Genomic DNA, 19,968 nt, shown 5'->3' with positions numbered 1-19,968 from the left:
AAATATAAGAAATTATGAAACTTTCAGAAATTAAAGAAGTGCTTAAAACAGTAGAAGCTGTAAATTTTGAACTGCCGGACGGAACATTTGTACCGGAATATTTCCACGTAACAGAAGTGGGTCTTGTTACCAAAAACTTCATCGACTGCGGAGGAACAGTAAGAAAAGAGACTGTTGTAAACTTCCAGCTTTGGGATGCCAACGACTACGAGCACAGGCTTAAGCCTCAGAAGCTGATCCACATCATTGAGCTTTCAGAAAAAGTATTGGGAATTGAAGACAATGAAATTGAAGTGGAATACCAGAACACCACTATCGGCAAATACGATTTGGATTTTAACGGTAAAAATTTCACTCTGCTTAACAAGCAGACAGCCTGCCTTGCTCAGGAGCAGTGCGGTATTCCTTCAGACAAGCCTAAAGTAAAATTATCTCAGTTAAATTCTGATAGCGGTTCTTCATGCACTCCAGGCGGAGGATGCTGCTAATCATTAACCATAAACTATTAGCCAAAAACTATGTTATATCCACAAATTGAGAATACAGTTAAATCATTTGATTTTAAGCAGATTTCAGAAGAGCGCAAAGCAGTCCTGCAGCCATTAATCGACTTCATTCAGACCAAAGTGGACAGTAAGCTGGAAACCAGACTGAACCTAATCTGCACGCACAATTCCAGAAGAAGCCACTTATCGCAGGTTTGGGCGCAGACTGCCGCTGCCTATTACGGCATCAGAAACGTTTCATGCTATTCAGGAGGAACCGAGGCTACTGCCCTTTTCCCGATGGCAGCGGAGACTTTGAAGGATTCAGGATTCAATATCAAAACGCTTTCAAAGGGATCAAACCCTGTTTATTCAATAAAATATTCAGCTGATGAACTTCCCGTTATAGGTTTTTCTAAAACCTATGATGATGATTTCAATCCTGAAAGCGGATTCGCCGCAATAATGACCTGCTCGCAGGCTGACGGCGGATGCCCGTTTATAGCTGGCGCAGAGAAAAGGATCCCAATTACTTTTGTAGATCCAAAAATTTCCGACGGAACGCCCCAGCAGAAGGAAACTTATCTGGAGCGAAGCCTGCAGATAGGAACTGAAATGTTTTACGTATTCTCACAAATAAAAAAATAAAATGTCAGCAAATAACTGTGCACCAGCCGTCGGACGCAAAAAACTAGGCTTCCTTGACCGCTTCTTGACCCTTTGGATTTTCCTTTCTATGGCTATAGGTGTGGCAATAGGATACTTTATTCCTTCCAGCGGAGATTTCATCAATTCTTTCTCCAGCGGAACAACAAACATTCCATTGGCAATAGGACTTATCCTGATGATGTACCCGCCTCTGGCAAAAGTAAAATACGAGCAGATGGGACAGGTTTTCAAAAACACAAAAGTCTTAGGTGCCTCTTTATTTCTGAACTGGATTGTAGGCCCTGTTTTGATGTTTTTATTGGCGCTCCTGTTTTTAAGCGGATATCCTGAATACATGATCGGGGTGATCCTGATCGGTCTGGCACGCTGTATCGCAATGGTTGTGGTATGGAACGATCTGGCAGACGGAAACCGTGAATATGCAGCAGGACTTATTGCCCTTAACAGTATTTTTCAGGTGCTGCTTTACAGTGTGTACGCTTATATTTTTATAACCATTCTCCCTCCCTATTTTGGATATGATGGTTTTGAGGTGAACATCAGCATAGCACAGATTGCTGAGAGTGTCGGTATCTATCTAGGTATTCCTTTTGCATTGGGAATCATAAGCCGTTACACTTTGATAGCTTTAAAAGGTTCTGAATGGTTCGAAACTAAGTATGTGCCTTTTATCTCGCCGATTACTCTTATTTCACTTCTCTTTACGATCATTGTAATGTTCAGCCTGAAAGGGGAACTTATTGTTCAGATCCCTATGGATGTTGTGCGTATTGCAATACCGCTTGTGATTTATTTTACTTTGATGTTTGTCATCAGCTTTTTCACTGGTAAATATTTTGGGGCAGACTATTCAAAAGCAACATCTATAGCATTTACAGCAACTGGGAATAATTTTGAACTTGCCATTGCTGTGGCAATCGGAGTGTTTGGAATAAACAGCGGCCAGGCTTTCGCAGGTGTTATAGGTCCTCTGGTAGAAGTGCCTGCTCTTATTGCACTGGTAAATCTTGCATTCTGGTTCAGAAAGAAGCATTTTACAAAGCAGGTATCTGCAAAAGCTGCTTAGTAGAAATATGAGAAATGTTCAACGCATTGCTGTCATGACGATTCTGGAACTTGTGCTCTGAAGGATTGCAAAAAGTTTTTTTTCACCCTAATGCTTAAAAGACAACTCAAAAAGTTGCCTTTTTTTATGCGCAGGAATATTCATAAATTTAATTCAAATGTTTTGTATTTTAGCATTTGCTTAAATAAGCAAAAAGTATAAATTTGCATTATGGAAGATATAACTTGTATACGGCAACAGGCAGATATAAAACAAATAATCCGCTGTAAAGACAGAGTATCAGAACTCAATGCCTCATTTGACTATTTATCAAGTGGGCTTGAATTGGCTGGCAACAATGTGAGATTAAGAATTCTTTTTTTGCTTTATGAAGAAAAACAGCTCTGTGTTTGTGACATAAGTGATATTCTTGACATGAGTATTTCTGCAATTTCACAGCACTTACGGAAACTAAAAGACAGAAAACTTATTGAAACTAAACGGGAAGCGCAGACCATTTTCTATTCATTAACAAAGGAGTATGAAAAAATGCTAAGACCTTTCTTCGAAATTTTAGAGAAAATATGAAAACAGAGAATAAAATGATCGGAGCTGGATTTTTCACAGCAGTAGCTGCTTCATTGTGCTGCATTACGCCCATATTAGCATTAGTTGCCGGAACAAGCGGGATTGCTTCTGCTTTTTCATGGCTTGAACCAATGAGGCCTTATTTCATCGGCCTGACGGTTTTAATTATTGGTTTTGCTTGGTATCAAAAGCTGAAAACTAAAAAGCCGATAGACTGTAACTGCGATTTAGAAGAAAAGCCGAAATTCGTTAATTCAAAAATGTTTCTAGGAATTATTACAGTATTTACATTCCTTATGCTTTCGTTTCCATACTACTCAAACATTTTTTATCCAAATACAGAAAAGAAAATCTTGGTCGCGAAAGAAACCAGCACTCAAAAAGCTGAGTTTAGAATCAGCGGAATGACTTGTGCCAGCTGTGAAAAACATGTGAATCATGAAGTAAACAAATTAGAAGGAATAATAAATTCAGATGCAAATTATACCAATGGTAATGCTGTTGTAGAATTTGATAATTCCAAAATCACAATTGCCGAAATTGAAAAAGCAATTAATTCAACAGGCTATACAGTAACTAACAAAAAATAAAATGAAAATCGTTCTACAATCTATAATAACCTGCCCTCTTTGCTCCCACAGCAAAGAAGAAACAATGCCGACAGATGCATGCCAATTTTTCTACGAATGTGAAAACTGCAAACAAACTCTTAAGCCAAATCAAGGAGACTGCTGTGTTTATTGTAGTTTTGGAAGTGTGCCGTGTCCACCAATCCAACAGAACAAAAAATGCTGCTAAAGTGAATCTGGTTAAACAGTAATCTTTTTAACTAAATCTTTCTAAAAGCCAATTTCCTTTTGATCAAAACAGAGACAACTCAAAAAACAATCCTTCGCATGACTTTAGTATAGGTTAATCTTTTATTTTTCTTCAATTCTATCATTCTGGGGACTTAACAATTTTAAATTTTCCAGTGGTAAAGCATAATTTATATAAACTGATTCGATACTATAGTCCACAGAAATAATACATTTTGAAAATTCAGAATTAATTCAAAATCGAATTGTAATTTTACAAGTTAATAAAAAATGACGTGCCAATTTTTTAAATTTAGTTTTTACACAGAATCTCTGGGCTTAATTTCTTAAATTTATAGACGCATAAGTCATTAAGTTAATTTAATTTCCAGCATGAAAATTTTAATTATCGAGGATGAGCAACAGATTGCTGAAAGCATAAAAAGTTATTTCAAGGAAAATGGAGTCCAGTGTGAAACTGTACATAATTACATCGAGGCCGCTTACAAAATTGACAATTATGATTATGATTGTATTCTTCTGGACTTGACACTTCCTGACGGCAATGGTTTTGATATTCTAAAAGAACTTCGAAAAAAAGATAAAACTGATGGTGTTATTATAATCTCAGCGAAAGAAAATCTGGAAACACGTATCGAAGGCTTCAGCCTTGGTGCTGACGATTACCTTACCAAACCTTTCCATCTAGCTGAACTGCTTGTCCGAATGCAGGCACTTGTAAGACGAAGAAATTTTAAAGGAAGCAACTCTATTGTTTTCAATGAGATTGTAATTGAGGTTTTTACCAAAACTGTAGTGGTAAAAGGTAAAAAACTCGATCTCACCAGAAAAGAACTCAACTTGCTTTTGTTTCTAATAGGTAATACCGATAAAGTACTCTCCAAGGCGGCGATCGCAGAACATCTTTCAGGAGATATGGCCGATATGCTGGACAGCCACGATTTTATATACGCGCATATCAAGAATCTAAAAAAGAAATTGGCTAAAGCCGGATCTGGAGACTACATTAAAACAATCTACGGTGAAGGATATAAATGGGAAAAATGAACAAAAATAAATTACTGCATAAAACAACACGCGATTTCCTTGCCTTGGCAGCCGTTATCCTTTTCATATGTGCGCCCATTTTCTATTATGTAAGCCAGTGGCTGTATATTTATGAAACAGAAGAAGTGCTCCAGCAGCACAAAAATGCCTTTGTTAACCAGAGCAGTAAGAACTTCACATCCGACGATATCAAAACCTGGAACAGATTCAATCTGCACTTTACCATTCTGCCGGACATGGGACTTACTAAGGACTCTATTGTAGGGACAACAATCGAGGACCCGATTGCAGAAGAAAAAGAACCGTTCCGAATTATTTACGCGCCTGTAGAAATTGCAGGCAGGAAATACACATACACAGAAAAAATACATCTTCTGGAAATGGAACGTCTTGTGTACAGTATTGCCGGCATGTTTACTTTCATAATTATAATACTTTTTATTGGCATTGTATGGCTTTCAAAGAAGACGGCATCCAAACGCTGGAGGCCCTTCTATAACACACTGGATCAGATTCATGAATTTGAAATCGATAAAAACAAACCTCCGCATTTTGTGGAAACTGACATCGATGAGTTTGACCGCCTAAATAAAAGCTTGGAGGCACTCATTGAGAAGAATACGGCTATTTATAAGAGCCAGCGTGAATTTGTTGAGAATGCTGCGCATGAACTCCAGACACCACTTGCTTTGTTTCAGAACAAAATCGATGTTTTGTTTCAGATGAAACTCAACAAGGAACAAACACAGGTTTTGGGATCATTAAGCAGGGATGTGGTCAAGTTAAACCGATTGAACAAAAACCTACTGCTTCTCTCCAAAATTGAACACGAAATTTATCTGGAAAAAAATACAATATCGATTAACAATCATATTGAAAAACACCTTAATTTTTTTACCGAACAGGCTGAACTTAAAAATATAGCAATAAATGTTCAGGCTCCTGAAAAGCTGCAGATTAGCGGAAATCTTATCCTTACTGAAATTTTAATTAACAACCTTCTGCTTAATGCCATAAGACATAATCGCAGTGAAGGCAACATCATCATAAGGATAATGGAAAACGAACTGCAGGTATTGAATACAGGAGACGATAAGCCACTTCCTATCGACAAACTTTTTAATCGTTTTTTTAACAGCGGATCCTCTTCGAATGGAAACGGACTTGGACTTTCGATCATAAAAAAGATTACTGAACTTAACGGCTGGAAAGTCAATTATTCCTTTTACAATAATTTTCATTCATTCAGCATTCATTTCTGAAAATCAGTTTCATATCCATAGACAGGATAAAACATATATCCGGACTACATCAAAAAAGATGAATTTTATTACAAATAATTACAGAATTTCTTAATAAAAACCAAAATTCAGGATTACTACAAAATTGGGTTGTAAACTTTGTTGCGTTATTAATAAGTTTATGAGTAAATTGTCTTTGAGAACCGGCAGGTACGCACTGCTGGTTCATTTTATGATCTGGTTTTTAATCGTTTCACAAATCTTGAGAATTGTTTTTTTTATCTGGCAGTATGATCAAGTTTCATGGAATATTACAGATGTGCTGAGAACACTTTTAACAGGTCTATTTTTTGATACCGGCACCATTATTTTCATATCACTGCCTGGAATACTTTTTTATACATTTATGCCTGATAAATGGGCCGGTTCTATTGCTGATCGAATAGTAATTACTTTTTTTACATCCTTAAATATATTCATCTTGGTATTTACCTTTTTTGCCGAGCTGACATTCTGGGATGAGTTCAAGACACGTTTTAATTTTATTGCTGTCGATTATCTCATATACACCCATGAGGTAGTTGCCAATATCCAGCAGTCCTACCCTCTTCCCGCACTTATTACAGGGGTACTTTTTTTCTCGCTGATGGTATTGTACTTATTTTTTAGAAGCGGTGCCTTCAAGCAGACTTTCTCATCTACTTCTGATATAAGGCTTAGGCTGGCAGTACTGGGAATATCCCTGGCGGCTGCCTTGTTTTTTACTTCTTTTATTTCAAACAACCATGCGGAATGGTCTTCCAACAGATATAATTCGGAAATATCCAAATCAGGCATCTACTCCTTTTTTGCGGCATTTAGAAATAATCAGATGAAATACCCTGATTTCTATACCTCGATTGACAATGACAATGCCTTTGGGATAGTCAAAAATAAATTAAAAGATTCGACTACAACTTTCACTACTACGGGCTACTCTATTCACAGAAGCATCAGGGACAGCCAGTCTGCACTGCAGCGTAAAAATGTTGTCTTTGTCCTGATGGAGAGTTTCAGCGGAAGCTTCCTCAAGGAGTTTGGAAATAAAGAAAACATAACTCCCTTTTTGGACAGTCTGGCTCAGAAAAGCATCTTCTTTAATGATTTATATGCCACAGGAACCAGAACCGTAAGAGGAATGGAAGCTGTTACGCTGTGCATTCCCCCAACACCGGGACAGTCAATAGTAAAAAGACCAGATAACCAGAACCTGTATACAGTCAGTAATGTTTTTAAATCAAAGTCTTATGACTGCAACTTTTTTTATGGCGGGGACGGGTATTTTGATAATATGAATTCATATTTCGGGGGCAATGGATTCACGATATATGACAGGGGGCGCGGAAGCGTTCTCAGCGATAAGATCAAAACAGTCCGTAACAATATTCCCGATAAGGAAGTAACGTTTGAAAATGCATGGGGAATCTGCGATGAAGATATTTTCAATAAAATGATCACCGTTGCCGACAAGCAGTATAAGGATGGGAAACCTTTCTTCAATTTTGTCATGACCACCTCCAATCACAGGCCTTTTACCTATCCGTCAGGAAAAATCGACATTCCCTCAGGCACAAGCCGCGAAGGGGCCGTAAAATATACCGATTACGCATTGAAGCAGCTTTTTGACAAGGCACGTACCAAGCCTTGGTACAAAAACACCGTTTTTATAATCATCGCAGATCATTGCGCAAGCAGTGCCGGTAAAGACGAAATAGATGTCGCCAACTATGATATTCCCGCATTTATTGTCAATATGCCTGAAAAGCACAATCAAAAAATTCAGAAACAATGTTCTCAGATCGACCTCTGGCCGACGGTGTTTTCATTATTCAACTGGCATTACGAATCTGATTTCTTTGGAAAGGACGTCCTTGCTTCAGACTTTGAACAGCGCGCGTTTTTGGGAACATACCGCAAGCTGGCGCTGATGAAAAAAGAAAAAGTAATGATTCTTTCCGATCAGAAAAAACAGGCCTTCTATGACTGGAACAAAACTGACAACAGCCTTGTCAAAATTCCTATGGATAAATCTTTTCTACAGGAGACCATTGCATGGTATCAGTCGGCAGATTATCTATTTACAAACAAACTTTTGAAGTAATAATGATCTATATACATTTCATAATCAATCCCGTTTCAGGCGGAGGAAAACATCATCTTTCCGAGTTTTTCATCAAGCAGTTCTTCGAGCCTGAAAAATATAAAATAAAGGCAGACTATACCTTAAACAAGAAACATGCTATTGAACTTGCCAAAAAAGCAGCATCGAAGCACCCGGACATTATTGTGGCCTGCGGAGGGGACGGTACGATCAATGAAGTAGCCTCCTGCCTTTTGGGAACCAATATAAAACTTGGAATCATACCGGTGGGCTCAGGAAATGGCCTGGCCTCGCACCTGAACATACCTCGGGATCTTAAGAAATCTCTGGAAATTATTAAAAACGGAAACAAAATACTCATTGACGCAGGAAAGATCAATCAGAATTACTTTTTCAGCAATACCGGAATCGGCATTGATGCAATGATTATAAAGAAATATGAACATTCTTCGGGCCGAAAACTCTATTCTTACATTAAGGCCGCGATTCTTTCCAGTTTTGAGTACAGGACGCAGCCGGCTGTAATTTCATTTGATGATAAAATCATCAACCTAAAAACGTTCATGATATTTATTTCCAACTCAAATGAAATGGGATACGGTATGAGTCTTACACCTAATGCAATGCTGACGGACGGATTACTGGATCTGATTTTAATTCCGGAATTATCCTTTACAGAGAAAATCGCTTTAGGATTTCATGTCCTGCAGGGAACTGTCGGTAGATTTGCAAAAGCCCAGCACCATCAGGTGCAGAACCTAAGGATAGAAATGCCCCTGAAAATCTATACCGATGCACAGATAGACGGGGAACACTATAACCTTAAAACCAATTTCTGCAAAATTTCAGTAATTCCAGGAGCGCTCAATGTGCTCGTATAAAGATTTAGTTTGGATTTTTCAGATTTTCCTTCCCTACGGGGAAGGTTATCTAGGAAATATTTTTCTCAAACAGCCAGAATTGAAAATACAATTCCTGCCTCCCGTATTTGTGTAATGGACAATTATAAAGGTATTGAACTTTCATCGGTTTCAAAATCCAATACAAGCATTTTCTGATCGTCCAAAAATATAAGGATATCTAGGATAATTGCTTGATTTTCCTTCTCCTGCCCTTTTCCGTCTGAGGGATAAATAATCTGGACCAGCTCATCAAGCTTAAATAATCTTCCTCTGTTATCCTGAAGAATTTGAAGAACCAGACCCGAAATATTTACATTTCTTTTCATATTCAATTTGTCTTAGGTCAATAAAACAGACAGTTTTGTAAATGATATTCTAAAATAAAAATTGTCACAGTCCTGTAGAAACTGCGGCCGGGAATTAACTATTTAACCTTTTCTGCTTTAATTTTAGTCGCTTCCATTTTTTTTCAAAGTATTGGGTTTGCCCTCTTTGGCGGGTATCGTTTTGATAGTTTTCTCCTCTGGCTTACTCATCAGGTGATACAAAATAAAATGCCGGGCTCTGATGATAATTCCAACAACCATAGCAAGTCCCAGAATTACAAGAATAATAGTCTTTCCAATATTTACAACGGAAAATTTATTTTTCTTTTTTACAGGCTTTCCCTTCTGCATTCTTCCTGTTTTCTGCACATTTGGATAATATTTTTTATTCCTTTTTTTCATTTCCAGTAAAATTCAAAATGAGAGTTTTAAACCTGTAGCATTAGCTATCGTGCAATGGCAGCTACCGGTAAAACTGTCTGTTTAATATGTAGCATTTTACGTCTGCAGGTTGCTTTTTAAAAGATTAGACCCATTGAAATTAGGCAAGCCTAGACCTTGCTGTCCTGACCAACTGAATATCCGGTTAAGGATTTCATTTGGCCGGCAGCAAAAAAATTAGGATTTTTAAAATGTAGAATTTAGAAACTCTTGCCTTTCTTTTCTTAGAATTTCATTTTCTGAATGCGTACCGCGTTTAAGATCGCAATAAGCGATACACCAACATCGGCAAATACCGCTTCCCACATCGTGGCAAGTCCGCCGGCTCCCAGAATGAGGACTATACCTTTGACAACAAATGCAAGTGTAATATTCTGCCAGACGATTTTCTTTGTCTGCTTGCCAATATTTATTGCCATTGGTATTTTGGACGGTTTATCATCCTGAATAACAACATCTGCCGTTTCAATAGTCGCATCACTTCCAAGTCCCCCCATCGCGATTCCGGCATCACTCAAAGCAACAACAGGGGCATCATTCACTCCGTCGCCGACAAAGGCTACAGTTCCATACTGCGCCTTGATTTCCTTGACTTTGTTTACCTTATCTTCAGGCAATAGGTCTCCGTAAGCATTGTCGATTCCCAATTTATCAGCAACAAATTTTACGACACTGCCCTTATCACCGCTCAGCATTGTTGCTTTAATGTTCAGCTTATGAAGAAGATCGATTGTCAGCTGTGAGTCTTCCTTAATACTATCGGCTATTGTTATATAACCGACATATTTTTTGTCGTAGCTTACTGCAATTGTAGTATAAACTATAGAAGCGGGATCAACATCATAACTGATGGAGAACTTATCCATAAGCTTGAAATTACCTGCAAGCAGTTCTTTGCCGTTGATTACAGCTTTCAGTCCGTGGCCTGCAATCTCTTCGGTGCTTTCCAGCTTAATGGAACTGTCAACTTCACCAACAAATTCATGGATTGCAGTGGCAACAGGATGAGAGCTCTGGCTCTCCACAGCATTGACCATTCTTAAAATTTCGTCCTTATCAAACTCCGGTTTGAAAACCGTTTCCTGAACCTTAAAGACCCCCTCGGTCATAGTACCTGTTTTATCCATGACCACGTTCTGGATCGAAGCCATTACATCCAGGAAATTACTTCCCTTGAATAATATGCCGTTTCGGCTTGCTGCACCGATTCCACCAAAATAACCAAGGGGTATTGAAATCACCAGTGCACAAGGACAGGAAATAACAAGAAATACAAGGGCTCTGTAAAGCCAGCTGTTAAAGTCATAATTGTCTACAAAGAAGTAAGGCAGCAGACAGATGCCTATAGCCAGAAAAACAACAATCGGCGTATAAACTTTTGCAAATCGTCTTATAAAAAGCTCTGTAGGCGCTTTTTGGGCTGTCGCATTCTGAACAAGCTCCAGTATTCGGCTCAGTTTGCTTTCTGTATAAGCTGCAGTGACTTTTACCTGTGCCGCAACATTTAAATTGATCATTCCTGCCAGAACCGTCTCTCCTTTTGATTTGGTATCAGGCTTGCTCTCTCCGGTAAGTGCAGCAGTATTAAAAGATGCACCGTCTGTTAACAGTTCTCCGTCAAGCCCTAATTTTTCACCTGGTTTTAATTGGATAATATCACCAATGCCAGCTTCTTCCGCTTTTACCGTTTTAGGCTTTCCGTCAACAAGTATAGTCACTTCATCAGGCCTCTGGTCCAAAAGGCTTTTGATATTTCTCTGCGCTCTGGAAACGGCAAGTGTCTGGAATACCTCTCCTACTGCATAAAAAAGCATAACGGCGACACCTTCGGGGTATTCTTTAATAATGAATGCTCCTACTGTAGCTATACTCATAAGCAGGAATTCTGAGAATACTTCGCCTTTTGTGATACTTTTAAAAGCATCCTTGATTACCGGAAAACCGACAATAAGGTAGGCAACAAGATACCATACAAACCTGACCGCACCCGAAAACCAAGGCAGTTTTATCCAGTTGTCAAAAGCAATCGCCAGAAGCAGCATAACCAGCGAAATGATGGAAGGAAGGAACATTTTGAAAGGACCTCCTTCTACATTGCTGTGGTCGTGTCCGTCATCATCACTATGGGCATGGTTGTGTCCGTCGTCTTTAGTGTGCGCGTGATTATGGCCGTCATTTTCACTATGGCCCTTCAGCAATTCCTTTGCACCTGCCTTAACATACACTTTCTCTGTCTGAGTACAGCAGATTTGCTTTCCGTCTTTATCATATTTATGTTTGTGTTCCATGTTATTTTAATTTATAAGGTTAAAAAATACGGTATCGTTGTCCATAAGATTGTGATACCTATAAAAGGAAATACATTGGTTCAGTTAGTCCTCTTTTTACTCTTAATCAATCTGTCTACTAATCTTCTGTACCATGGAAACTGATTTATGGTGAAAATAAGCAGTATTATAAGGGTCGCCGCCACAGCAATGACAAACATGTTAAGTGCAATAGCCATTCCCACTGCCGATGTGGTCCACAGACCAGATGCGGTAGTGAGTCCTTTAGGCAGATTTTTATCATCCCTGAAAATTAGTCCTGCACCTATGAATCCAAGTCCTGTCGCAATTGCAGCCAGCATTCTGGCAATTGCCGATTTATCGGCGGTCAAATGCGCCGAAATCGAGACGAAAAGGCACGACGCGACACATATGCAGGCAAAGGTTCTTACTCCCGAATTCTGTTGCTCGCGTTCCCTTTCAAGACCAATAATTCCCCCAAGAATAACAGCAAGCAGTAATTTGGCAGAAAGCAGCAGTTCAAACTCGATATCCATAGCAGGCTAATTTTAGATTAATAATAATTTACATCTCGAAATACTCATTATTCTTAGGTTTTACAGGAATTTCCTGCGCACCTGTCATTTCAAGAAGATTGATCTCAATGGTCTGGGCAAGTGAAGTCATCGGCGTGTCGACTGGTGTATTTTCAAATGGATCCTGCATGATAATTGCAGTTTTCTCAATTGAAATGAACAACAGGGGAATCAGGATTGTGATAAGGACTTCTACTGCCAGTTGGGAATCTTCAAGCCCGAAAGGAAGTATGGCAGCAAAAACATATATCAGGGTATGTACCAGAAGACTGTAAGATTTAGGAAAAACGGTGTTTTTAATTCGCTCACATTTACCCATGCTGTCACATAATCTGGCAAGCGTCTCATTTAACTGCACCTGTTTAAAATCTGAAATGATTCCCTTCTGTTCCAGAAGGGCAATATCATCGGAATGTTTGTCAAGAAGTGCATTTGGAATATTGCCTCCATTTATCTTATGAAAATTAAGATAGGTCAAAACCTTTGGGGAAAAAGGCTTTCTGCGAAGCGCTTCACCAAGGGCATAAACCCAGATAATCTGTCTTTCCGTAAATTGATCTGCAATTTGTTTATTATCTTTTGAAGTGAACTGCGTTACCTGTCTGATCAAAGTGCGGGAATCATTCACTATCGCTCCCCACACCGTTCTTGCTTCCCACCATCTCTCATAGGATTGGGCTGTCCTAAAGGCAAGCAGCAGTGAAACTACAGTTCCCACCAAAGCAGGAATACTAAGGGGGAGGGCTATCTCCTTGAATACAGGCATCATATCCAGAAGGCCTATTGCCACTGCAAATACCACAATGAGAATTATCTGAGACTTAATCTGTTTAAGAAAATATATAACTGATATTTTTTTATCTAACAACATTTAATTTGGTAATAAAAATTCAACAATTTCTCTTTAAATTCTCTACTCCTAATTATTCTTTTATCTAAACTGATTTTAGGCATTTCTCACATATTCCTTTTACTAATATCTGCACCTCATCAATTTGAAAACTTTCTTCCAAGCTTTTGGGCAGAATAATTTCATCTCTGCAGGTTGTCTCATTGCACTTTTTACAGTAAAAGTGAAGGTGTCTGTCATTGTGGTAATCTTCACCGCAAGAGTCCGCGCAAAGTTTGTACTTAACGACATTTTCGTCAAGGATTTTATGAACCAAGCCTTTCTCCTGAAATGTCTGAAGAGTCCTGTAAATTGTTACTTTATCTGCCTTATGAAAAAATTTCTCAATTTCTGCCAGAGATAGCGCAGCCGTAACGGTTTCCAGATATTCATAGATTAGGATACGCATCGTTGTGAGACGTATCTTTTTACTTTCAAAGACGGCTTCTGTTACTTTTTTCATATAAATTTTCACTTTAAAAAGAAAACCGGAAATATTTGCATTCGGCACCTACTCTAGTAAATTTACGAAGCTTATTTTTAACCTCAGCTAATTGGTTTAATTTTTAACAATTAAATACGTACGTATTGCTATTATAAAAAGTACTTTAAATTGATGCAGGCCCTGAATCGAGAACTAGGAATTAAAGAAGTAAGGGGGTAATTCTTTACATTCATAGTTAATCAATGTCAAACAGGAGCCTGCAATAAATTCTTGATATTTCTAGTGTTCGTGCTCTCCCGAATTACTTAGTTTGGCATTGACGAAAAAAGTGCCCTTGGTCACAATTGGCGTTCCTGCAGGTATTTCCTTAACAGGGGTCACCGCAGTGTATCCAACCTCTGAAACACCCTTATTAACCTCGACTTTTTCGAAGTTCATGCTTGTTGCAGCAATTTTCTTTTCCTCTTCCGGGCTATGCTTTTCGCCAGCTTCGGCTCCTTCCCCGCCTTCTGCTTCTTCGTGCTCTTCAGGTTTTTTATCTGTTTTAACAAAGATGTAGAATTTACCGTCTGCCTCTGCAATGGCATCATTTGGAACTGCAGTTGTAAGAGCTGTACCAACACTAACCATTGCTGTAATATTCATTCCATCAATAAGTCCTGTTTTGTTCCCTGTAACAGTACAGTGAACTGCCACAGTCTTGCTTTCATTTTCAAAAGAAGAACCAATATTAAAAACCTTTGCCGTATAAGAAGCAGTAGGATTGTTAGTCAGTGTAAAGTTTACGATCTGCCCTACCTTTATCATAGGCAGATCTTTCTCAAACACCTGAAGGTCTAAGTGGATCAGCTGATTGTCAACAATCTCCACAACAGGAGAAGAAACATCCACGTAGCTTCCAATTTTAGCAAATTCTGCACTTACTGTACCAGTAACCGGACTTGTAACTGTTAATGCCGACCTTAAATTCGACGCAGATACAGTCGCCGGATTGATTCCCATAAGCTGGATCTGTTTCTGCAGTGACGCTTTGCGTGCACGAAGCGCATTTACTTCTGCAGTTGCATTTTGCAGGTTTTTTAGTGCTCCTGCATTTCCTGCCTGAAGATCTCGCTGGCGCTGCAGTTCCTGCTCTGCGTTGATAATTCTGCTGTTGATTGTAATGTATTCTTCCTGCTGCTGGATAAACTGCGGATTCTCAATAGTTGCTATAACCTGCCCTTTGCGTACATGGTCTCCCAGCTGTACCTTTAGGGTTTTAATTACTCCACCATATAATGATGTAGCATTTGCTTTATTATTATTAGGAACTCTCAAAGCCCCGTTGGCTTTTATTGCAGCAGTTAGATTTTTGCTCTCAATAGTTCCCAGTGTTATCCCAACAGCTTTAATCTGATCCTGGGTTAATACGGCAATTACCGCAGCTTCTTCCTCACCATGTCCTTCTTCTTTTGCTCCTTCTGCCTGTTCAGTTTTGGCTCCGTTTTCGCTTGCATTGCTTTTTTGCCCACAGCTTACAAGTGAGAATATCGCCGCAACCGCGATTAATAATTGAATTTTGACTTTCATTTATACTCTATTTTAAAATTACCCTGTGAGATTATGTATCTCCCACAGGTTTTACATTATTTATTTATTATTGAAATAATCAAACTGCACCGCTGAAAGGTTAAATTGATTTAAAACATCAAGATAGTTCTGGCGGATCCCAACAGCCTGGCTTAAAAATTGTCCAAGTTCCGCAAAACTGATTTCACCCGAGCGGTAGCTTAGAGTTGAAGCTTTTATAATATCTTCCGACTGCTTAAGTCCAGAGGTCTCATAAAAATTCAGAAGCGAAAGGTTCTTTTCAATTTCCGCTGCAGAAGAAGCCTTCTGGGTCTGGAGAAGCTGAGTCTGATATACAAGATTTTTCTCCTGCACTTCTTTCTCCGCTTTTGCCGCTTTTACCTTGTTATGCGCTGATACGGCACCGAAAAGAGGAAATGATGCAGTTGCTGAAAAACCTGTATAAGGATCATCCAGCCCATAGAGCCTCTGGCTGAAAACCCTTCCTGAAAGCTCCGGCATATTGCTGTTTTTCATAATCGAAACATTTGAAGATGCTATCTTTACATTCTGTTCCTGCAGTGTTAGCAACGGATGCATACCGTTGCTTTCAGAAAAATTTACCTCTGCTTTACCAAGAGGTGCTTCCAAAGGAAGCAGCCATTCATTCAGGTTCAGAAGCATCATAAGCTGTTGCTGCTGAACGGTCATGTCTTTCTTGTTCTGTTCCGAAAAGGCTTTTAATTCCTGAAGTTTTGCATCTGCCGCAATTTTATCCAGCTGTGCGACATCCCCGGCTTTTAAACGCACTTCTGCAGTCTTTGAAAGGAGCGTGTAAATACTGTCCAGACGCTGATATAAAAGCTGTTTATCCTGAAGGTACCAAAGTTTATAATATGCCGTACGTACATCTCTTTTGATCGTTGCGTTAAGTAGAGCTGTATTAAGCTGGGTGTACTTCAACTGATCCTTGAAATAGCTTTTTCTAGCGGCATAAAGACCCGGCCATGCAAAACTTTGAGAAATTCCTATTTTTAAAATCCCTGTCTTATCTGAAGGTCTTAAATCTTCATTCTCTGCAAAGATACCTGTTTTAGGCATGTCAACGGCAGTTTTTACATTCAGTCCAGCTGCTTGGATTTCAGTTTTATTAATATCCAGCTGCTGATTGCTTTGTAAGGCGGTTTCAACAGCTTTGTCAATTGGAATCCTCTGCTGCGCATTTGCAGATCCTAGACCTGCAAGCAGCAGTATAAGTACGGCTGTTGCATTTCTCATTTTAAATCGTTCTTTAAAATCAAATTTAGTGTTAAAGATTATATAGAGTAATGGGAGCACAAACAATGTAAGGAATGTCGCTGTAACAAGACCTCCGATTACAACTGTTGCAAGCGGTTTCTGAACCTCCGCACCTGCGCTGCTGCTCATCGCCATCGGCAGGAATCCCAGTGATGCCACCATTGCCGTCATAAGAACGGGGCGAAGCCTTGTGATTGTCCCCTCTTTGACTCTCTCAAAAATGTTATCCATATCTTCCTTTTCAAGCTGGTTGAAAGTTCCGATAAGCACGATACCATTCAGCACCGCTACTCCAAATAATGCAATGAATCCAATTCCGGCACTGATGCTGAAAGGCATCCCTCTAAGCATAAGGGCAAAAATTCCCCCAATGGCGCTCATTGGTATAGCGGTAAAGATAAGCATAGCCTGTTTGAAAGAACGGAATGTGAAATAAAGCAGCCCGAAGATCAAAAGAAGCGAAACCGGCACTGCAATCATAAGTCTTGCACTTGCCGCCTGCAGGTTTTCGAACTGTCCACCATAAGTGAAATAATATCCTGGAGGAAGCTTCACTTTTTCAGCCAGCTTTTTCTGGATGTCCTGCACCACACTCTGTACATCACGGCCAGCCACATTAAATCCAATTACAATTCTTCTTTTGCCCGCTTCCCTGCTGATCTGTGCCGGACCTAATTTATAGTCGATTTTAGCTACCTGAGATAAAGGCACCTGTATTCCTGTATTGGTAGGGATCATCAGGTTGCTCACATCGTCTATGCTGGTTCTGTGGACGCTGTCAAGACGCACAACAAGGTCAAAACGTCGTTCGTTTTCATATACCTGTCCTGTGCTTTTTCCCGCAAATGCAGTGCTGACAACGCCATTCACATCTTCGATCGTAAGTCCGTAGTTGGCAATTCTGGTCCTGTCATATTCAATATTGATCTGTGGAAGGCCGCTCACTCTTTCAATCTGCGGCGAAGTAGCCCCCGGAATGCTCTGGATCACTGCACCCACTTCTTTGGCGTACTGTGAAAGAGTATCCAGGTTCTCGCCAAATATCTTAACGGCAACGTCCTGTCTGATACCGGTCATAAGCTCATTGAAACGCATCTGGATCGGCTGGTTCTTTTCAAAAAAAACGCCGGGTATCACTTCGAGCTCCTCACTGATAGCTTCAGCAAGTTCATCATAGGTTCTTCCTGATTTCCATTCTTTCTGCGGTTTCAGCACCACCATCAAATCACTGGCCTCAGGAGGCATCGGATCAGTTGGAACTTCTGCCGCACCTGTTTTACCAACGACCATCTTGACCTCATCAAACTTTTTGATTATTCTGGATGCCTGCATCGAAGTCTCAATGCTCTGGTTCAGCGAACTTCCCTGCGGAAGGATGCAGTGGAACGCAAAATCCCCTTCCTGCAGCTGCGGAATAAATTCCCCTCCCATTCTTGTGAAGAAAAAGACAGCCGCAAAGAAAATTAAAACGGTAGCACCCACCACAGCATATTTAAAGTCAATCACCTTCTGGAGAAGAGGCTGATATACGCTCTGGATTCTATTCATCATCTTATCGCTGAATGTTTCTTTGTGCTGCGGCTTTTTAGATAAAAACAAAGCACACATCATCGGGATATAGGTAAGAGATAATATTAATGCTCCAAATATTGCAAACCCCACTGTCTGCGCCATCGGGCGAAACATTTTTCCTTCAACGCCGACAAGGGTCAGGATCGGGATATATACAATTAAAATGATAATTTCTCCAAAGGCAGCACTGGTACGGATCTTAGAAGCAGACTCGAAAACTTCATCATCCATTTCATCCTGGGTAAGATTTTTGAGCGACTTGCGCATAGCCAGATGATGAAGCGTAGCCTCAACCACAATTACCGCTCCATCAACAATTAAACCGAAATCAATGGCTCCAAGTGACATTAGATTGGCACTTACCCCAAAAACGTTCATAAGTCCAAGGGCAAAAAGCATAGCCAAAGGAATAGCAGAGGCAACTATAAGTCCTGCACGGAAATTCCCTAAGAATAATACCAGTACAAATATTACGATCAATGCACCTTCAACAAGGTTCTTTTCAACGGTGCTGATAGCACGGCCCACAAGGTCTGTACGGTCAAGGTATGGCTCAATAACAATATCGTCAGGCAGCGATTTCTGGATAGTTGGCAGTTTTTCCTTAATGCGTTTGACAACCTCGTTGCTGTTCTCTCCTTTAAGCATCATCACGACACCGCCCACTGCATCAACTTCTCCATTGAATGTCAAGGCACCGTATCTCACTGCATTGCCAAATCTCACTTCGGCTACATCGCTTACATAAACAGGAGCTGCGCCAGTATTTTTAACCACGATCTTTTTGACATCGTCAAGAGAAGTTACCAGACCAATGCCCCTTATAAAATATGCATTTGGCTTTTTATCGATATATGCGCCGCCGGTATTTTGGTTGTTTTTCTCCAGCGCCGTAAAAATATCCGGTATGCTTACTCCCATTGCGCGGAGCCTATCGGGATTTACCGCGACCTCATACTGCTTCAGCTCCCCTCCAAAGCTGTTTACCTCCGCAATTCCAGGGGTTCCGTATAATTGTCTAGCCACAATCCAATCTTGCATGGTACGCAGATCTTTGGCATTATATTTATTTTTGCTTCCTTTTTTAGGATGGATGATATATTGGTAAACCTCCCCTAGACCCGTGCTCACAGGAGCCATTTCCGGTGTTCCGATTCCCTGCGGTATTCTGTCTACCGCTTCTTTCAGCCTCTCGCTTATAAGCTGTCTGGCAAAGTAAATATCGGTCTCATCGTCAAAAACCACAGTAATAACCGAAAGCCCAAAGCGGGAAATACTTCTGATTTCCTCGATTTTCGGAACAGTGGCAATGCTCTGTTCAATTGGAAAGGTAACCAACTGCTCCACTTCCTGACCGGCAAGAGTTGGACATGCTGTTATAATCTGAACCTGATTGTTGGTGATGTCAGGTACGGCATCTATGGGCAGTTTAGTTGCGCTCCAGGCGCCCCATATTATTAGGACCAAAGTCATTAAACCAATAATGATTTTGTTTTTAATACTGAATTTAATTATACTATCTAACACAATGTAATTAATTTTAACGTTTAGAAAATAATGTGATCGCCAGCAAATACTGGAGAAAAATTAGAATGTGCAAGATCAATCACTGAAAACATTCAGGAATCGAAAACGTAGCGTCTCGCAAGC

At 39.8% G+C, this 19,968-nt stretch carries 18 protein-coding genes; 10 read left to right on the top strand and 8 right to left on the bottom strand.

Going from position 1 to position 19,968, the window contains the following annotated elements:
* The first annotated feature begins 14 nt into the window (after positions 1 to 14).
* From K8B81_RS00800 to K8B81_RS00755, 10 genes are all read left to right on the top strand, one after another.
* Positions 15 to 488 (top strand): DUF6428 family protein, encoded by a 474-nt coding sequence (locus K8B81_RS00800; RefSeq protein ID WP_115887031.1) that lies wholly within the window; start codon positions 15 to 17, stop codon positions 486 to 488.
* A 30-nt stretch (positions 489 to 518) separates the two neighbouring features.
* Positions 519 to 1,133: an arsenate-mycothiol transferase ArsC gene (locus K8B81_RS00795; RefSeq protein WP_115887030.1), complete on the top strand. Its 615-nt coding sequence runs from the start codon at positions 519 to 521 to the stop codon at positions 1,131 to 1,133.
* Between the two features lies 1 nt (position 1,134).
* On the top strand, positions 1,135 to 2,220 hold the full coding sequence (arsB, locus tag K8B81_RS00790; RefSeq protein ID WP_115887029.1) for an ACR3 family arsenite efflux transporter: 1,086 nt from the start codon (positions 1,135 to 1,137) through the stop codon (positions 2,218 to 2,220).
* A gap of 210 nt (positions 2,221 to 2,430) precedes the next feature.
* Positions 2,431 to 2,787: an ArsR/SmtB family transcription factor gene (locus K8B81_RS00785; RefSeq protein ID WP_115887028.1), complete on the top strand. Its 357-nt coding sequence runs from the start codon at positions 2,431 to 2,433 to the stop codon at positions 2,785 to 2,787.
* The gene (gene merTP, locus K8B81_RS00780) at positions 2,784 to 3,377 is read left to right on the top strand and encodes a mercuric transport protein MerTP (protein ID WP_115887027.1); all 594 of its coding nucleotides are present in this window, start codon (positions 2,784 to 2,786) and stop codon (positions 3,375 to 3,377) included. The genes K8B81_RS00785 and merTP overlap by 4 nt, the downstream gene beginning before the upstream one ends.
* Position 3,378: 1 nt before the next feature.
* Entirely contained in the window at positions 3,379 to 3,585 is a 207-nt protein-coding gene (locus K8B81_RS00775) for a GDCCVxC domain-containing (seleno)protein (RefSeq protein WP_115887026.1), read from the top strand.
* 392 nt (positions 3,586 to 3,977) lie between these two features.
* Positions 3,978 to 4,652 carry a response regulator transcription factor gene (locus K8B81_RS00770; protein ID WP_115887025.1) on the top strand — a complete coding sequence of 225 codons (675 nt, stop codon included), beginning with the start codon at positions 3,978 to 3,980 and terminating at the stop codon, positions 4,650 to 4,652.
* Positions 4,649 to 5,914, top strand: coding sequence for a sensor histidine kinase (locus K8B81_RS00765; RefSeq protein ID WP_223678184.1), 1,266 nt, complete (start codon positions 4,649 to 4,651; stop codon positions 5,912 to 5,914). Before K8B81_RS00770 ends, K8B81_RS00765 begins: the two co-directional genes overlap by 4 nt.
* Before the next feature lie 625 nt (positions 5,915 to 6,539).
* Positions 6,540 to 8,033 (top strand): LTA synthase family protein, encoded by a 1,494-nt coding sequence (locus K8B81_RS00760; RefSeq protein WP_317196943.1) that lies wholly within the window; start codon positions 6,540 to 6,542, stop codon positions 8,031 to 8,033.
* A 2-nt stretch (positions 8,034 to 8,035) separates the two neighbouring features.
* Positions 8,036 to 8,914, top strand: a complete 879-nt coding sequence (locus tag K8B81_RS00755; RefSeq protein ID WP_184162634.1) for a diacylglycerol/lipid kinase family protein — start codon at positions 8,036 to 8,038, stop codon at positions 8,912 to 8,914.
* A 122-nt stretch (positions 8,915 to 9,036) separates the two neighbouring features.
* On the opposite strand, the gene K8B81_RS00750 is transcribed toward K8B81_RS00755, so the two are convergent.
* The 8 genes from K8B81_RS00750 to K8B81_RS00715 form a co-directional block, all read right to left on the bottom strand.
* Positions 9,037 to 9,261 carry a hypothetical protein gene (locus K8B81_RS00750; protein WP_115887021.1) on the bottom strand — a complete coding sequence of 75 codons (225 nt, stop codon included), beginning with the start codon at positions 9,259 to 9,261 and terminating at the stop codon, positions 9,037 to 9,039.
* Positions 9,262 to 9,384: 123 nt separating this feature from the next.
* Positions 9,385 to 9,663, bottom strand: a complete 279-nt coding sequence (locus tag K8B81_RS00745) for a hypothetical protein (RefSeq protein ID WP_115887020.1) — start codon at positions 9,661 to 9,663, stop codon at positions 9,385 to 9,387.
* A 263-nt stretch (positions 9,664 to 9,926) separates the two neighbouring features.
* A complete protein-coding gene (locus K8B81_RS00740; protein ID WP_115887019.1) occupies positions 9,927 to 11,990 on the bottom strand; it encodes a heavy metal translocating P-type ATPase in 2,064 nt (687 codons plus the stop codon).
* Between the two features lie 80 nt (positions 11,991 to 12,070).
* Complete coding sequence (locus K8B81_RS00735; RefSeq protein WP_115887018.1) at positions 12,071 to 12,526, bottom strand: MgtC/SapB family protein; 456 nt, start codon at positions 12,524 to 12,526, stop codon at positions 12,071 to 12,073.
* Between the two features lie 28 nt (positions 12,527 to 12,554).
* Positions 12,555 to 13,436 carry a bestrophin family protein gene (locus tag K8B81_RS00730; RefSeq protein ID WP_115887017.1) on the bottom strand — a complete coding sequence of 294 codons (882 nt, stop codon included), beginning with the start codon at positions 13,434 to 13,436 and terminating at the stop codon, positions 12,555 to 12,557.
* A gap of 64 nt (positions 13,437 to 13,500) precedes the next feature.
* Positions 13,501 to 13,917 (bottom strand): Fur family transcriptional regulator, encoded by a 417-nt coding sequence (locus K8B81_RS00725; RefSeq protein WP_115887016.1) that lies wholly within the window; start codon positions 13,915 to 13,917, stop codon positions 13,501 to 13,503.
* A gap of 261 nt (positions 13,918 to 14,178) precedes the next feature.
* Entirely contained in the window at positions 14,179 to 15,468 is a 1,290-nt protein-coding gene (locus K8B81_RS00720; protein WP_115887015.1) for an efflux RND transporter periplasmic adaptor subunit, read from the bottom strand.
* A gap of 60 nt (positions 15,469 to 15,528) precedes the next feature.
* On the bottom strand, positions 15,529 to 19,845 hold the full coding sequence (locus tag K8B81_RS00715) for a CusA/CzcA family heavy metal efflux RND transporter (RefSeq protein WP_144213039.1): 4,317 nt from the start codon (positions 19,843 to 19,845) through the stop codon (positions 15,529 to 15,531).
* Positions 19,846 to 19,968 lie beyond the last annotated feature (123 nt).

It is taken from the genome of Flavobacterium hibisci, assembly GCF_020026925.1.
Lineage (GTDB): Bacteria > Bacteroidota > Bacteroidia > Flavobacteriales > Flavobacteriaceae > Flavobacterium > Flavobacterium hibisci.
Note: the sequence above shows the minus strand (reverse complement) of the source record. Positions and strands in the feature narration are given on the sequence as shown.